We start from the raw sequence: 14,203 nt of genomic DNA on the forward strand, positions 1-14,203 counted from the left end.
ACGTACTCGGAACCGTGGGCCTTCGGCGGCCTGTCTACGAGGGCGTACGGCAAGGTGCGACGAGATGCGTGACCGGAGGACGACGAGATGACGGTGACCCTGGCGGACGTGGCGGCCCGCGCGCAGGTCTCCCCCGCGACGGTGTCGCGCGTGCTGAACGGGAACTACCCCGTGGCCGCCTCCACCCGGGAGCGGGTGCTGAAGGCGGTCGACGAGCTGGACTACGTGCTGAACGGTCCCGCGAGCTCGCTCGCCGCCGCCACCTCCGACCTGGTCGGCATTCTGGTCAACGACATCGCCGACCCCTTCTTCGGGATCATGGCGAGCGCGATTCAGGCGGAGATCGGCGGGCCGGGCGGGCGGGCCGGCGGCGAACGGCTGGCGGTCGTGTGCAACACCGGTGGTTCGCCGGAGCGCGAACTGACGTATCTGACCCTGCTCCAGCGGCAGCGGGCGGCGGCGGTCGTGCTGACCGGCGGCGCCATGGAGGACGCGCCGCACGCGGCGGCGGTCGCCGCCAAACTGCGCAAGCTGGCGGAGGCCGGAACGCGCGTGGTGCTGTGCGGGCGGCCGCCGGCGCCGGAGACCGGGGCGATCGCGCTGGCCTTCGACAACCGCGGCGGCGCGCAGCGCCTGACCGAGCACCTGATCGGGCTGGGGCACCGGCGGCTCGGGTACATCGCCGGCCCGGAGGAGCGGACCACGACGCGGCACCGGCTGGAGGGGCATCGCGCCGCGCTGGCCGCGGCGGGGATCCCCGAGGATCAGGCGTGGACGGTGCACGGGCGCTACGACCGCACCTCCGGGTACGAGGCGACGCTGGAGCTGCTGCGGCGGGACCCGTCACTGACCGCGGTGGTCGCGGCCAACGACTCGGTGGCGATGGGGGCCTGCGCGGCGCTGCGCGAGTCGGGGCTGCGGATTCCGCAGGACGTGTCCGTCGCCGGGTTCGACGACCTGCCGTTCAGCCTCGACGCGGTGCCCGCGCTGACGACGGTGCGGCTGCCGCTGGCCGAGGCGGGGGCCCGGGCCGGTCGGATCGCCATGGGCCGGGAGGACGCGCCGCCGGGCGGCATCGCGACGGTGCGCGGGGAGCTGATGGTGCGCGGCTCGTCGGCAGCACCGAGGCGGACCGCGCCCGCAACGGCGTGAGGTGACACCCCGGGGAGCCGGGGGGGCCGGGCGGGGCGGGGGCCGCCGGGGGGCGCATGGACGGCGGGGGCGCGCGAACAGCCGCGGGCGCGTGGACGGCGGGGGCGCGCGGGCAGCCGGGGTCGCGGGAACAGACGGGATCGCACGGGCAGCCGGAGTCGCGGGAACAAACGGGATCGCGCGGGCAACCGGAGTCGCGGGAACAGACGGGATCGCGCGGGCCGCGGGAGTCGTGAAGGTCAAGCGTCGCCAGGGCCCGGGAGCCACGGAGGTCGCGCCCCGGAAGCCGCGAAGGCGCGAGGGCGCCGGGGTCGCGAGGACCGCAACTGCGCTGAAGACGGCGGGAGTCGCGAAGTCCGCGCCCCGGAGGCCGATGATTTTTCTGTTGCGGCTCGGTCTTCCTTGCCGTAATCGCTGAACACGTCGTCACCGGCCCGGTGGACGACCAGAGCGGCAAGAGCGACAGGAGATGGTCCCATGCGCATCGTGGTGAGCGAGTTCATCAGTCTCGACGGGGTCGTGCAGGCGCCCGGCGGGCCCCAGGAGGACACGGACGGCGGGTTCGCGCACGGCGGCTGGTCGCACCCGTACTTCGATCCCGAGGTGGTGGGCGGGGCCTTCGCCGCGGGGCTGGAGAACGCCGAGGCGCTGCTGTACGGGCGGCGCACCTATCTGACGATGGCGGGGGCCTGGCCCGAGCGGGCCGGGGACCCCTTCGCGGACCGGCTCAACGCGATGAAGAAGTACGTCGTGACCGACACCCTCTCCGACGCCGAGCTGACCTGGAACAACACCGAGCGGATCGCCGGCGGCGAGGCCGTCGCGCGGATCCGGGAGCTGCGCGCGGCCCCCGGCGGCGACCTGGCGATGATGGGCAGCCCCACCCTCGTGCGGACGCTGATCGCCGAGGGGCTGGTCGACGAACTGCAGCTCGTCCAGATGCCGGTGATCCTCGGCGGCGGAAAGTCCATCTTCCCCGAGGACGGCGCGAGGCGGGGCTTCGAACTGGTCTCCACGGCCCAGGGCAAGACCGGTGTGCAGGTGAGCGTCTACCGGCCGGTGGCCGACGAGGGGTAGCCCGCGCGGTGCGGGTGTCCTAGTCTCGGAGCGACGGTATCTCTGACTGAGTCAAGTATCCGGAATCCGGGGGTGACGATCTCCATGACCGTCCAGGACATCCGCGCCTTCAACCGCTTCTACACGAACGTCATCGGCGCCCTCGACTACAGCCGCCGGCTGTACGCCCCGTACACCCTGACCGAGTCCCGGGTGCTCTACGAACTCGCGCACGCGCCGCGGACGGACGCCGCCGACCTGCGGACCGAACTCTCCCTCGACGCCGGGTACCTGAGCCGGATCCTGAACAAGTTCGAGGAGGACGGGCTGGTCGAGCGGACACCGTCGAAACGCGATCCCCGGCGCCGCCGTGTCACGCTCACCGCCCGCGGCCGCGAGACCGCCGCGCTGCTCGCCGAGCGGGCCGACGAGTCGGTCGGCGCGCTGCTCGCCACCGTGCCGTCCGCCGACCGCCCGCGGCTGTCCGAGGCGCTGCGCACGGTCCGCGAGATCCTCTCCGACGGCCGGGCGCCGCGCCGTGAGGACGTCGTGCTGCGCACTCCCTCCCCCGGCGACCTCGGCTGGATCGTCCAGCGCAACGCGGCCCTGTACGCCTCCGAGTTCGGCTGGAACGCCGACTACGAGGGCCTGGTCGCCCGGATCGTCGCCGACTTCGCCGAGGACCACGACCCGCATCTGGAGCGGGTGTGGATCGCCGAGCACGACGGCCGGCCGGTGGGCTGCGTGATGTGCGTACGGGACGACGCCCCGGCCACCGCCCGGCTGCGGCTGCTGCTGGTCGAGCCCGACACGCGCGGTCTGGGCATCGGGGACCGGCTGGTGCGCGCGGTGATCGACTTCGCGCGCGGTGTCGGCTACCGCGAGCTCGTCCTGTGGACCAACGACGTGCTCGCCTCCGCCCGGCGTATCTACCAGCGGCACGGCTTCGTGCTCGTCGGCGAGAGAGCGCACCGATCCTTCGGGAAGGACCTGAACGGCCAGGACTGGCGGCTGGACCTGCACGGCACCCCGGGGTGACAGTAGGGACCATGAGACTGGCGTTCTCCACCCTCGGTGTCCCCGGCCTGCCCGTGACGGACGTGATCAACCTCGCGGCCGCCCACGGCTACCACGGCGTCGAGCTGCGCGCGCACCCGGAGGAGCCGGTCCATCCCGGCCTCGATCTCGGCCGGCGGGCGGATGTGGCCTCCGAGTTCAAGGCCGGCGGCATCGAGCTCCTGGGCCTCGCGGGGTACGCGCGCGTGGCCGCGCCCGGGGACGACGGGCCGGTGATCGACGAGATCCGCGACCTGCTGGACCTGGCCCGCGACCTCGGCGCCCCCTACGTCCGGGTCTTTCCCGGCGCCGGCTCCGAGCAGACCCGCGAGCGCGCCGACGCGGCGGCCGCCCGGCGGCTCGGCACGGCCGCGGAGTACGCCGCCGACCTGGGCGTACGCATCCTGCTGGAGACCCACGACTCGCACCGCACCGGCGCCGACGCGATCCGGGTGCTCGGGCTGGTCGGCCACCGGCATGTCGGCGCCCTGTGGGACGTCATGCACACCTGGCTGGGCGGCGAGCAGCCCTCGGAGTCCTACGCGGCCCTGTCGCCCTACCTCGGCTACGTCCAGGTGAAGGACATCGCCTCCGCCGAGGACACGACGCCGCTCGCGCTCGGTGCGGGGGTGCTCCCCCTCACCGAGTGCGTGGAGGTCCTCTCGCGCCACGGCTGGGACGGCTGGCTGTGCTGGGAGTACGAGAAGCGGTGGCACGAGGACGCCGCGCCGCTGCAGGACCTGCTGACGGCGGGGCGGGAGCATCTGGGGCGGTTGCTGAACGAGTGCGCCTAGAAGGCCGATGAAGATCTTGGTGAGGGGCTGTCCGGCCGGGCCGGACGGACGGCGATCTCCGCCGCCGCGTCCAGGCACCACGCCAGCACGGAGGGCCAGGAGCCGTAACCGGCGTCCAGGTCGAGGTGGGCGGCCCCGGGGAGGATGTCGGTGGGGATGCCGAGGGGGTCGCCGAAGGTCTCGCGGGCCCCTTCCGGGCAGTACGGATCGTTGTCGCCGGCGACCAGGCGGGTGGGCGCGGCGAGGGTGAAGTCCAGCGCGGGCGGGGCGAATGCGGCCACTTCCGGATGGCGCAGGAGCACGGAGCCGGACGGCGGGGCGACGAGCAGCACCCGGTCGGCGGCGCCGTCCCGCACCAGCCCGCGCGCGACGGCGTGCAGCCAGAGCACGGCGGAGGCGCTGTGCGCGACGACGACCCGCTCGGGGCCGGGGAGTTCGTCCAGGTGCCGGGTGAGCTCGGCGAGCCAGACCTCCAGGCTCGGGTCGTCCGGATCCGGGAGCTGGGGGTAGGTGACGTGGTGGCCGAGGGCGCGGAGCCGGCCGGTCAGCCAGTGCTGCCAGTGGCCCTCGGGGCGGCGGTTCTGCCAGCCGTGCAGGACGAGGAAGGCCGGGGTGGTCATGCGCCCGCTCGTTTCCCGTGGCCGGACCCGGGTGCGGTGCCGGCCGCCTGTGCCCGGCCGGCGGCGCGGGCCACCCGCTCCTCCAACCGGTCCCGGCGGTCGGGCCATTCCTCGGCCGTGATCGAGTAGATCGCCGAGTCGCGCAGGCGTCCGTCCTCCCCCGGTGCCCAGGAGCGCGACCAGTTGCGCAGGACGCCCTCGAAGCGGGCGCCCACGCTCTCGATCGCCGCGCGGGAGCGGGCGTTGCGGGCGTCGGTCTTGAGGTCGACCCTCGACACGACCCACTCCTCGAAGGCGTGCCGGAACAGCAGCAGCTTGGCCTCGGCGTTGATGCCGGTGCCCTGTGCGGAGGCACCGAGCCAGGTGAACCCGACCTCCACGGCGTCGAGCCGGCCGTCGGCCCGCCAGCACCGGGGCTCCCAGTACGACGTGGCGCCGACCGCGCGTCCGGTCGCGAGGGACACCTGGGCGTAGGGCAGCAGCCGCCCCGTGGCCGCCCTGGCGAGCTGCTCGTCGACGTACCGCCCGGCCTCGTCCGCCCTGGGCACCCAGGTGAAGTCGTAGGTGCCGCGGTTCTCCTCCGCCGCGGCCGCGAGGTCGGCCACGTGCCGTCGGCCCAGTGGCTCCAGCCTCACCAGCCAGCCCTGCAGCAAGGGCGCTTCGCATGTGAACGTCACCCCGGCGAGTCTGCCGGGCCCGCCCCGCCGCGTCGAACGGATTTCACCGGGCCGCTGCCGCGGACCGTCGTGCCGTCCGGGTCCGCCGGCACCCGTGAGCCGGGGGGGGTGCGAACGAGCGCCCGTCGTCCGGCGATCGCAGGGCCCGTACGCACGCTGCAGGAGCCGTGGCCGCACGTCTCGCGCCACACCCGTCCCGCCGGCCCCTCGGCCCCCGACTTCCCGCAATCGCCCGGAACGCGGGAACCCGGCCCCTTTACGGTTCGTCCAACCCGCAAGCTGCCGGATGAGTCTCCGCCGTGCGGTGTCGGCCCTCGCTGCTGGCTGCGATCGCTGACCTACCCTCTCCGCCGTACTGCGGCCGGCAGCACGCCGCCATCGGCGCGCCCCCCTCCAACAGCGCCGATGGCGGCCCCTTTCCGTGTCCTGTGCGTTCCCTTGACTGGCAGAAACTTCCCGGATATTGGTGACTCCTTGGAAGTTTCCTTCAGTGGATCCTCCGGAAGGAGCGCACGTGCCCTCCAGACGTACCGTTCTCGCCGCCACCGCGGGCGTCACCGCCGCCCTGGCCGTCGGCTCCCCCGCGCACGCCGCCGCGTTGGACGACAAGAAGCTCCGCTCCCTCATCTCCCGTATGACGCTGGAGGAGAAGGTCGGCCAGCTCTTCGTCATGCGGGTCTACGGCCACTCCGCCACCGACCCCGACCAGGCCGACATCGACGCCAACCTCAGCGAGATCGGCGTGCGCACGGCCGCCGAGCTGATCGCCAGGTACCGCGTCGGCGGGATCATCTACTTCACCTGGGCGCACAACACCCGCGACCCGCACCAGATCGCGAACCTGTCCAACGGGATCCAGCGCGCCTCGCTCGGCCTGCCCCGCGGCCTGCCCGTACTCGTCACCACCGACCAGGAGCACGGCATCGTCTGCCGCGTGGGCGCACCCGCGACGCTCTTCCCGGGCGCGATGGCCATGGGCGCCGGAGGTTCCCGCGAGGACGCCCGCACCCTCGGCCGCATCTCCGGCGCCGAGCTGCGCGCGATCGGCATCAACCAGGACTACTCCCCGGACGCCGACGTCAACATCAACCCGGCCAACCCGGTCATCGGCGTGCGCTCCTTCGGCGCCGACCCGGACGCGGTGGCCGCGATGGTGGCCGCCGAGGTCGGCGGGTACCAGCGGTCCTCGGTGGCCGCGACCGCCAAGCACTTCCCGGGCCACGGCGACACGGCCGTCGACAGCCACTACGGCTTCCCGGTCATCACCCACAGCCGGGAGCTGTGGGAGAAGCTGGACGCCGTCCCGTTCCGGGCGGCCGTCGAGGCGGGCATCGACGCGATCATGACCGCGCACATCCAGTTCCCGGCGCTGGACGACTCCGGCGACCCGGCCACCCTCTCCCACCCGATCCTCACCGGCATCCTGCGCGGGGAACTCGGCTACGACGGCGTGGTGGTGACGGACTCGCTCGGCATGGAGGGCGTACGGACGAAGTACGGCGACGACCGCGTCCCCGTGCTCGCGCTCAGGGCCGGCGTCGACCAGCTGCTCAACCCGCCCGACCTCCCCGTCGCCTGGAACGCCGTCCTGAAGGCCGTGCAGGACGGCGAGTTGACCGAGGCACGCCTCGACGAGTCGATCCTGCGCATCCTGCGCCTGAAGTCACGCCTGAAGCTGTTCCGCCGGCCCTATGTCAGCGGTCACGGCGTGGACCGCACGGTCGGCACCCGCGCCCACCTCGCGGCGGCCGACCGCATCGCCGAGCGCACGACGACGCTGCTCGTCAACGACGGGCAGCTGCTGCCGCTGTCGCGGGCCGCGCACCACAAGCTCCTCGTGGTGGGCGCCGACCCGGCCTCCCCGTCCGGCACCACGGGCCCGCCCACCGGTGTCCTCGCGGCCGCCCTCACCGAGCTGGGCTTCACCGCCACGGCGCTGTCCACGGGCACCGCCCCCTCCGCCGCGACGATCGCGCAGGCGGTCGCGGCGGCGCGGGACGCGGACGCCGTGGTCGTCGGCACCTACAACGTCACCGCGGGCAGCGCGCAGAAGGCCCTGGTCGAGCAGCTGGTGGCGACCGGGAGACCGGTGGTGGCGATCGCCGTCCGCAACCCCTACGACGTGGCCCAGCTGCCCTCGGTCCGCGCCTACCTGGCCAGTTACTCGTGGACGGACGTGGAGCTGCGGGCCGCCGCGCGGGTGATCGCCGGGCGGGTGGGGCCGCGCGGGCGGCTGCCGGTGCCGGTGCAGCGGGCCGACGACCCGGCGCAGGTGCTGTACCCCATCGGGTACGGGCTGTCGTACTAGAGGGGACGTAGGGCGCATACGCCGCACACCCGGCGTGCAACCGTCAACCGGCCCAAAGCCTCCCGCGCGTCTGGCGTGCGCCCGCTGCGGCGGGTCACGCTGGATGAGGGGTATCCGGGGGGTTGGCGATGCGTGAGAGAAGTTCCGTGGGGGTGCTCTGCGCACTGCTGGTTCTGGCCATGGCGCTGCTGACCGGTTGCCAGATGCCGTCCTCGTCCGGTACGGGCGGGGACGCGGCCGGCAGCCGGACCACGGCCGCCGGCGGGACGGGCCCGTCGCAGCCGCCGGGGTACGGGGCGGTGTTCCTCGGCGTCGACGAGTGCAGTTCGTTCGGCACGACGAGCTTCACCGAGGTGCCGTGCACCAGCGAGCGGGCGGCGGCGCGGGTCGTGGCACGCTTCGACGGCCCGGTGGACCGGGGTCCGCTGTGTCCGGCCACCACGGACTTCGTCCTGCACATCAGCGCGCAGAAGTCCGCGTCGGGCGGGGACGGTTCGGTGCCCCAGGGGTACGCCTGCATGCGCAATCTGGAGCCGCCGCATCCCGGTGACCCGGGCGGCGGGGGCGGTCCGCGCACCATCGTCGGGGACTGCGTCTACGGCTCCGGCAGCGGGCAGGTCCGCGAGACCGCCTGCGACGGCAGCGGGCGGCACAAGCCGCAGTTCAAGGTGGTCGAGGCGGTCGGCCGGCGCGCCCGGTGCCCGGCGGCGACGGCGCTGTACGTACGGCTGAACGGCCCGGAGCCGGTGGGCTGCGCCCGGCCGGTGTGATCAACGGCCGGGCACAGCAGGGGAGTTGCCTCAGGGACGCAGTGCGGGATCACGCTGCGGATCGCGCACGTCCAGGCGGCTGTCGAACCTCGCCAGCGGCTTCGCCTGCGCCGCGGTGGCGGCCGGGACACCGGCCCAGTCCAGGATGCGGGCGGTGGCCAGCTCCTTCTGGCCGGCGGCCAGGCCGGCGACGTTGGCGCCGTGGTTCATCCCCGGGGCGGTGAAGACGTAGGCGTCCTTCGCCCCCTTGCCGACGCCGAACCGCTCGGCGCCCCACGGGTCGTTCCGGCCGTAGACGAAGAGCATGTGGTGGGCGTGGTGGCGGACCCAGGAGTCGACGTCGCGCATCGCGTACGGCTGGAACCTCATCGGGATGTCGCGCGGCACGAAGTTGCGCGGCGGCTGGTAGCCGTAGCGGACGTACTTCTTCTCGATGTACGGGAAGTGGATCGTCGGCGCGCCCAGCTGGGTGCCCGCCTGGTAGTAGTACGGCGTGTACGGCTCCAGGCCCTGGTCGGTGTAGAAGGAGAACCCGGAGATCGTGTCGACCGAGTTCCAGATCTGGTCGTCGGTCGCGGTCCTCGCGTCCGGCGGGACCAGGGTGTCGTCACCGCAGTTGGCGAGCAGGTTGTACTGCCAGAAGCCCCAGACGTAGTCGAGGACGACGGCCTCGTAGGCGCGGTCGAGGCTGCCGACGGTGGTGAAGGTGTAGCCGTTGTCGGCGGCGTAGGCGGCGTACTTCTTCTCCAGCGGCTCGCGGCGCACCAGGGCCTCGCGCTGCACCGCGTTCAGGCGGTCGCGGCACTCCTTGGTGCCGACCTGGGCGAAGAAGCGGTCGTAGGCCGAGTCCTCGTCGTTCACCACGTCGTCGGGGGCGACGTACGCCACGACGCCGTCCATGTCGCGCGGGTAGAAGCGCTCGTAGTACGTGGCGGTCATGCCGCCCTTGGAGCCGCCGGTGGAGATCCAGTTCCTGGAGTATATCTTCCGCAGCGCCCTGAAGATGCGGTGCTGGTCACTGGCCGCCTGCCAGATGTCCAGCTTGGACCAGTCGGCCGGGTCGGGCCGGGACGGGGTGAAGAAGCGGTACTCCATGGAGACCTGGTTGCCGTCCACGATCTGGGTCGGCTCGCGGCGGCCGGGCGTGGTGGAGACGTTGTAGCCGCCGGTGTAGAAGACCGTCGGGCGGCTGACGTCCTTGTGCAGCACGGTGATCCGCTGCTGGAAGGTGCCCTTGGACGGGTGGCGGTGGTCGACCGGCTGGGTGTAGCTGAGGACGAAGAAGCGATAGCCAGGATACGGCTTCTCCTCGATCAGGCTCATGCCCGGTATCGCGAGCAGCTGGTCCTTGATGTCGGTGGTCGCGTCGGTGGTCGCCTTGGTGGTGGCCGCCGGCTCCGCGGCGGTGGCCGCGCCTGCCGTGCTCACCGTGCCTATGCACACCGTGAGCGCCATCAGCCATCTGAGCGCCTTGCGCATGCACCCTCCCCTGCGAGACAGATGTGCGTGCGGAGCCTACGGAGCAACTCCCTTGCGCACCAGGGGCCGTGAGGGTCAGAAGCGCCGCCAGCCGTGGGAGTCGTACGAGCCGCGGCCGACCGAGCCCTTGATCCGTACGGTGCGGTGGCCGACGTAGGCCCGCACCGGTCCGGCGTGCCGGGCGAACCGGCCCTTGTCCACGACGGGTTCGAAGCCGCGCACCTGGAGGCTGATCATCATCGGGCGCCGGCCGCCGCGTTTCCGGGGGACGGTGAGGGCACAGAGGTAGTTGCCGGCCTTGTAGACCTTCACGGAGCCGGTGGAGAAGGTGAACGTCCTGACGTTGCGGCCCGCGCAGGACGACGCCGCCTGCGCCTCGGCCGCCGGCCCCAGGACGGCGAGCAGCACGGAGGCGGCCAGCACGGAAAGAAGCGTCACACCCCGGCGCCGTATCGCACCACGGTCCACTGTCGTCCCTCCCGCACCCGGCATTGAGCGTACTGGTGTACGGACGCACGACGTATGTCGGATGGTTGCACGAGCGTCAGCGAGCCGCTCCCACCGGCTCCTCCGGCTCGCCCTCGCCGGCGAACGTCCGCCACAACTCCGCGTAGACGCCGCCCAGTCGCAGCAGTTCCTCGTGGGTGCCGTCCTCGACGACGCGGCCGTGGTCCATGACGACCACGCGGTCCGCGCGGGCCGCGGTGGTGAGGCGGTGGGCCACCACGAGGGTGGTGCGGCGGCCTGCCAGGCGGTCCGTGGCCTGGTTGACCTGGGCCTCCGTGGCCAGGTCGAGGGCGGCCGTCGCCTCGTCGAGGAGGAGGACGTCGGGGTCGACCAGTTCGGCGCGGGCCAGGGCGATCAGCTGGCGCTGCCCGGCGGAGAGGTTGCGGCCGCGCTCGGCGACCTCGTGCAGGTAGCCGCCGTCGAGCGTGGCGATCATCTCGTGCGCACCGACCGCGCGGGCCGCCGCCTCGACCTCCGCGTCGGTGGCGTCAGGACGCCCGTAGGCGATGGCGTCGCGGACGGTGCCCTGGAAGAGGTACGCCTCCTGCGGGACCACGCCCAGCCGGTGGCGGTAGGCGGTGATGTCCAGCGCCCGCAGGTCCTGCCCGTCGACCGTCACGCGGCCGCCCGTGGGGTCGTAGAACCGCGCCACGAGCTTGACGAGGGTCGACTTGCCCGCGCCGGTCTCGCCGACGAACGCGACCGTCTGCCCCGCCGGGATCCGCAGGTCGATGCCGCCGAGGGCCTCTTCCCCCGCCGCCCCCTCGGCGGAGCCGTAGGCGAAGTGCACGTCCTCGAAGGCGACTTCGCCGCGCAGGGCGGGCACCTCGCGCGGGTCGCCGGCGGCCTGCGTGGAGGTCTTCTCCCGCAGCAGTTCCTGGATGCGGCCCAGGGAGACCGTGGCCTGCTGGTAGCCGTCGAAGACCTGGGACAGCTGCTGGACCGGCGCGAAGAACAGGTCGATGTAGAGCAGGTACGCGACCAGCGCACCCGCCGTCAGCGTCGCGTCGTCGATCCGCCCCGCGCCCGAGACGAGCACGGCCGCCGCGGCCACGGACGACAGCAGCTGCACGAAGGGGAAGTAGACCGAGATCAGGAACTGGCCCCGGATCCGTGCCCGCCGGTAGCTGTCGCTGCGCTCCGCGAACCGCCGCCCGCCGTCGCGCTCGCGCCGGAACGCCTGGACGATCCGCAGCCCGGACACCGACTCCTGGAGGTCGGCGTTGACCACCGACACCCGCTCACGCGCGAGTTCGTACGCCTTCACGCTCGCCCGCCGGAAGAAGAACGTCGCCACGAACAGCGGCGGCAGCGTGGCGAAGACGACGAGCGCGAGCTGCACGTCGATCACCAGCAGCGCGACCATGATGCCGAAGAAGGTGACGACCGAGACGAAGGCGGTGACGAGGCCCGTCTGCAGGAACGTGGACAGCGCGTCCACGTCCGTCGTCATACGCGTCATGATCCGGCCGGTCAGCTCGCGCTCGTAGTAGTCGAGTCCGAGCCGCTGGAGCTGGGCGAAGATCTTCAGGCGCAGGGAGTACAGGACCCGCTCGCCGGTGCGGCCGGTCATCCGGGTCTCGCCCCGCTGCGCCGCCCACTGCACCAGCACCGCGAGCAGCCCCAGCAGCGAGGCCGACCAGACCGCGCCCAGGGCCATCCTGGTGACACCCTGGTCGATGCCGTGCCGGATCAGCACCGGCAGCGCGAGCCCCGTGCCCGCGTCCAGGGCGACCAGCCCCAGGCTGACGAGCAGGGGGAGCCCGAAGCCGCGCAGCAGCCGCCGGAGTCCGTACGACTCCTCCGGCCGCACCGCCCGCGCCTCGTCGATGTCCGGGGTGTCGTCCGCCGGCGGCAGCGCGTCCACCTGGGCGAGGAGTCCGGGCGTGGCCGGCATGCCCTGCAGCGCGGTGTCCTTGGGTTCGCGGTCGCCGGTCCACAGCCGCGGGGTGACCCCGCGCTCCGCGTCGAACTCGGCGTCCAGCTCGGCGCGGACGGAGGTGTCCTCCTCGGGGCACGCGGGCCGGGCGTGGCCGGGCGAGACACCGCCCAGCTCGTCCGGGTCGGTGAGCAGCCGGCGGTAGAGCGCGGACCGCTCCTGGAGCTCCTCGTGGGTGCCGACGTCGGAGAGCCGGCCCGCGTCGAGCACGGCGATCCGGTCGGCGAGGCCCAGCGTGGAGCGGCGGTGCGCGATGAGCAGGGTGGTGCGGCCCCGCATGACCTCCTTGAGCGCCTCGTGGATCTCGTGCTCGACGCGGGCGTCCACGGCGGAGGTGGCGTCGTCGAGGACGAGCAGCCGCGGGTCGGTGAGGATCGCGCGGGCGAGGGCGACGCGCTGGCGCTGGCCGCCGGAGAGGGTGAGGCCGTGCTCGCCGACCTTGGTGTCGTAGCCCTCCGGGAGCTCCCGGATGAAACGGTCCGCCTGGGCGGCGCGGGCGGCGGTCTCGATCTGCTCGTCGGTGGCGTCGGGGCGGCCGTAGGCGATGTTGGACCGGACCGTGTCCGAGAAGAGGAAGGAGTCCTCGGGCACCAGGCCGATCGCGGCCCGCAGCGAGTCGAGGGTCAGCTCGCGGACGTCGTGGCCGCCGATCAGGACGGCGCCGCGGGTGACGTCGTAGAAGCGCGGCAGGAGGAGCGAGACCGTGGACTTGCCGGAGCCGGAGGAGCCGACGACGGCGAGGGTCTCGCCGGGGCGGATGTCGAAGCTCAGCCCGTCGAGCACGGGGCTGGTCCTGCCGGAGGCCTGGTCGTAGCCGAAGGACACGTCGTCGAACTCGACCGTGGCCGGCGCGTCGGCGGGGAGGGTCTTGGTGCCGTCCGTCATCGACGGCTCGGTGTCGATCAGCTCCAGGACGCGCTCGGTGCCGGCCCGCGCCTGCTGCCCGACCGTGAGCACGACGGCGAGCATCCGGACCGGGCCGACCAGCTGGGCGAGGTAGGAGGAGAAGGCCACGAAGGTGCCGAGGGTGATGTGGCCGCGCACCGCGAGCCAGCCGCCGACCGCGAGCATGGCCACCTGGCCGAGCGCGGGGACCGCCTGCAGGGCCGGGGTGTACTTGCTGTTCAGGCGGATGGTGCGCAGCCGCCCGGCGTACAGCCGGCGTCCGACCTCGCGGAGCTTGCCGGTCTCCTGGTCCTCCTGCCCGAAGCCCTTCACCACGCGTACGCCGCTGACGGCGCCGTCGACCACGCCCGCGACGGCGGCGGCCTGGGCCTGGGCGTACCAGGTGGCGGGGTGCAGCCTGGTGCGGCTGCGCCGGGCGATCCACCACAGGGCGGGAGCCACCGCGAGGGCGACCAGGGTGAGCGGCAGCGACAGCCACGCCATGATCACGAGGGAGACCAGGAAGAGCAGCAGGTTCCCGATGGTCATCGGGAGCATGAAGAGCAGGCCCTGGATCAGCTGGAGGTCGCTGGTGGCGCGGCCGACGACCTGGCCGGTGGAGAGCTCGTCCTGCCGGCGGCCGTCGAGCCGGGTGATCGTCTCGAACATCTCGGTCCGCAGGTCGTGCTGGACGTCGAGGGCGAGGCGGCCGCCGTAGTAGCGGCGTACGTAGGTGAGGACGTAGACGACGACCGCGGCGCCCACGAGGGTGCCGGCCCAGGGGGCCATGGCGCGGCTGTGGTCGCCGATCACGTCGTCGATGATCACCTTGGTGACCAGCGGGACCAGCGCCATGACGGCCATGCCCCCCAGGGAGGAGCCCAGGGCCAGCACGACGTCCTTGGGGTGACGCCACGCGTACCCCGCCAGTCGCCGTACCCATCCCCGTTGCGTGTCCAC

The 14,203-nt window shown here is 73.0% G+C and carries 11 protein-coding genes; 6 read left to right on the forward strand and 5 right to left on the reverse strand.

Annotation, left to right across the window (positions count from 1 at the left end; translation table 11 throughout):
• The first annotated feature begins 87 nt into the window (after positions 1-87).
• From ACIRPX_RS03565 to ACIRPX_RS03580, 4 genes are all read left to right on the forward strand, one after another.
• Positions 88-1,152 carry a LacI family DNA-binding transcriptional regulator gene (locus ACIRPX_RS03565; RefSeq protein ID WP_404187647.1) on the forward strand — a complete coding sequence of 355 codons (1,065 nt, stop codon included), beginning with the start codon at positions 88-90 and terminating at the stop codon, positions 1,150-1,152.
• 477 nt (positions 1,153-1,629) lie between these two features.
• Entirely contained in the window at positions 1,630-2,229 is a 600-nt protein-coding gene (locus tag ACIRPX_RS03570) for a dihydrofolate reductase family protein (RefSeq protein WP_404187649.1), read from the forward strand.
• A gap of 84 nt (positions 2,230-2,313) precedes the next feature.
• Positions 2,314-3,246, forward strand: coding sequence for a GNAT family N-acetyltransferase (locus ACIRPX_RS03575; protein ID WP_404188263.1), 933 nt, complete (start codon positions 2,314-2,316; stop codon positions 3,244-3,246).
• An 11-nt stretch (positions 3,247-3,257) separates the two neighbouring features.
• Positions 3,258-4,058, forward strand: coding sequence for a sugar phosphate isomerase/epimerase family protein (locus tag ACIRPX_RS03580; protein ID WP_404187651.1), 801 nt, complete (start codon positions 3,258-3,260; stop codon positions 4,056-4,058).
• Here the strand turns inward: ACIRPX_RS03580 and ACIRPX_RS03585 are convergent.
• Both ACIRPX_RS03585 and ACIRPX_RS03590 read right to left on the reverse strand, forming a co-directional pair.
• A complete protein-coding gene (locus ACIRPX_RS03585) occupies positions 4,055-4,678 on the reverse strand; it encodes an RBBP9/YdeN family alpha/beta hydrolase (protein ID WP_404187653.1) in 624 nt (207 codons plus the stop codon). The two genes, ACIRPX_RS03580 and ACIRPX_RS03585, sit on opposite strands and share 4 nt — an antisense overlap.
• The gene (locus ACIRPX_RS03590) at positions 4,675-5,355 is read right to left on the reverse strand and encodes a GNAT family N-acetyltransferase (protein ID WP_404187656.1); all 681 of its coding nucleotides are present in this window, start codon (positions 5,353-5,355) and stop codon (positions 4,675-4,677) included. Before ACIRPX_RS03590 ends, ACIRPX_RS03585 begins: the two co-directional genes overlap by 4 nt.
• 514 nt (positions 5,356-5,869) lie before the next feature.
• Here ACIRPX_RS03590 and ACIRPX_RS03595 point away from each other — a divergent pair.
• On the forward strand, positions 5,870-7,663 hold the full coding sequence (locus tag ACIRPX_RS03595) for a glycoside hydrolase family 3 protein (RefSeq protein WP_404187658.1): 1,794 nt from the start codon (positions 5,870-5,872) through the stop codon (positions 7,661-7,663).
• Positions 7,664-7,791: 128 nt separating this feature from the next.
• Entirely contained in the window at positions 7,792-8,433 is a 642-nt protein-coding gene (locus ACIRPX_RS03600) for a hypothetical protein (protein WP_404187661.1), read from the forward strand.
• 30 nt (positions 8,434-8,463) lie between these two features.
• On the opposite strand, the gene ACIRPX_RS03605 is transcribed toward ACIRPX_RS03600, so the two are convergent.
• The 3 genes from ACIRPX_RS03605 to ACIRPX_RS03615 all read right to left on the reverse strand — a co-directional run bounded on the left by ACIRPX_RS03605 (position 8,464) and on the right by ACIRPX_RS03615 (position 14,203).
• A complete protein-coding gene (locus ACIRPX_RS03605; protein WP_404187664.1) occupies positions 8,464-9,912 on the reverse strand; it encodes a S28 family serine protease in 1,449 nt (482 codons plus the stop codon).
• A 75-nt stretch (positions 9,913-9,987) separates the two neighbouring features.
• Positions 9,988-10,350, reverse strand: a complete 363-nt coding sequence (locus tag ACIRPX_RS03610; protein WP_404187667.1) for a hypothetical protein — start codon at positions 10,348-10,350, stop codon at positions 9,988-9,990.
• A 106-nt stretch (positions 10,351-10,456) separates the two neighbouring features.
• The gene (locus ACIRPX_RS03615; RefSeq protein ID WP_404187670.1) at positions 10,457-14,203 is read right to left on the reverse strand and encodes an ABC transporter ATP-binding protein; all 3,747 of its coding nucleotides are present in this window, start codon (positions 14,201-14,203) and stop codon (positions 10,457-10,459) included.

This window comes from Streptomyces sp. NPDC101225, from assembly GCF_044767585.1.
Classification (GTDB): Bacteria; Actinomycetota; Actinomycetes; order Streptomycetales; family Streptomycetaceae; genus Streptomyces.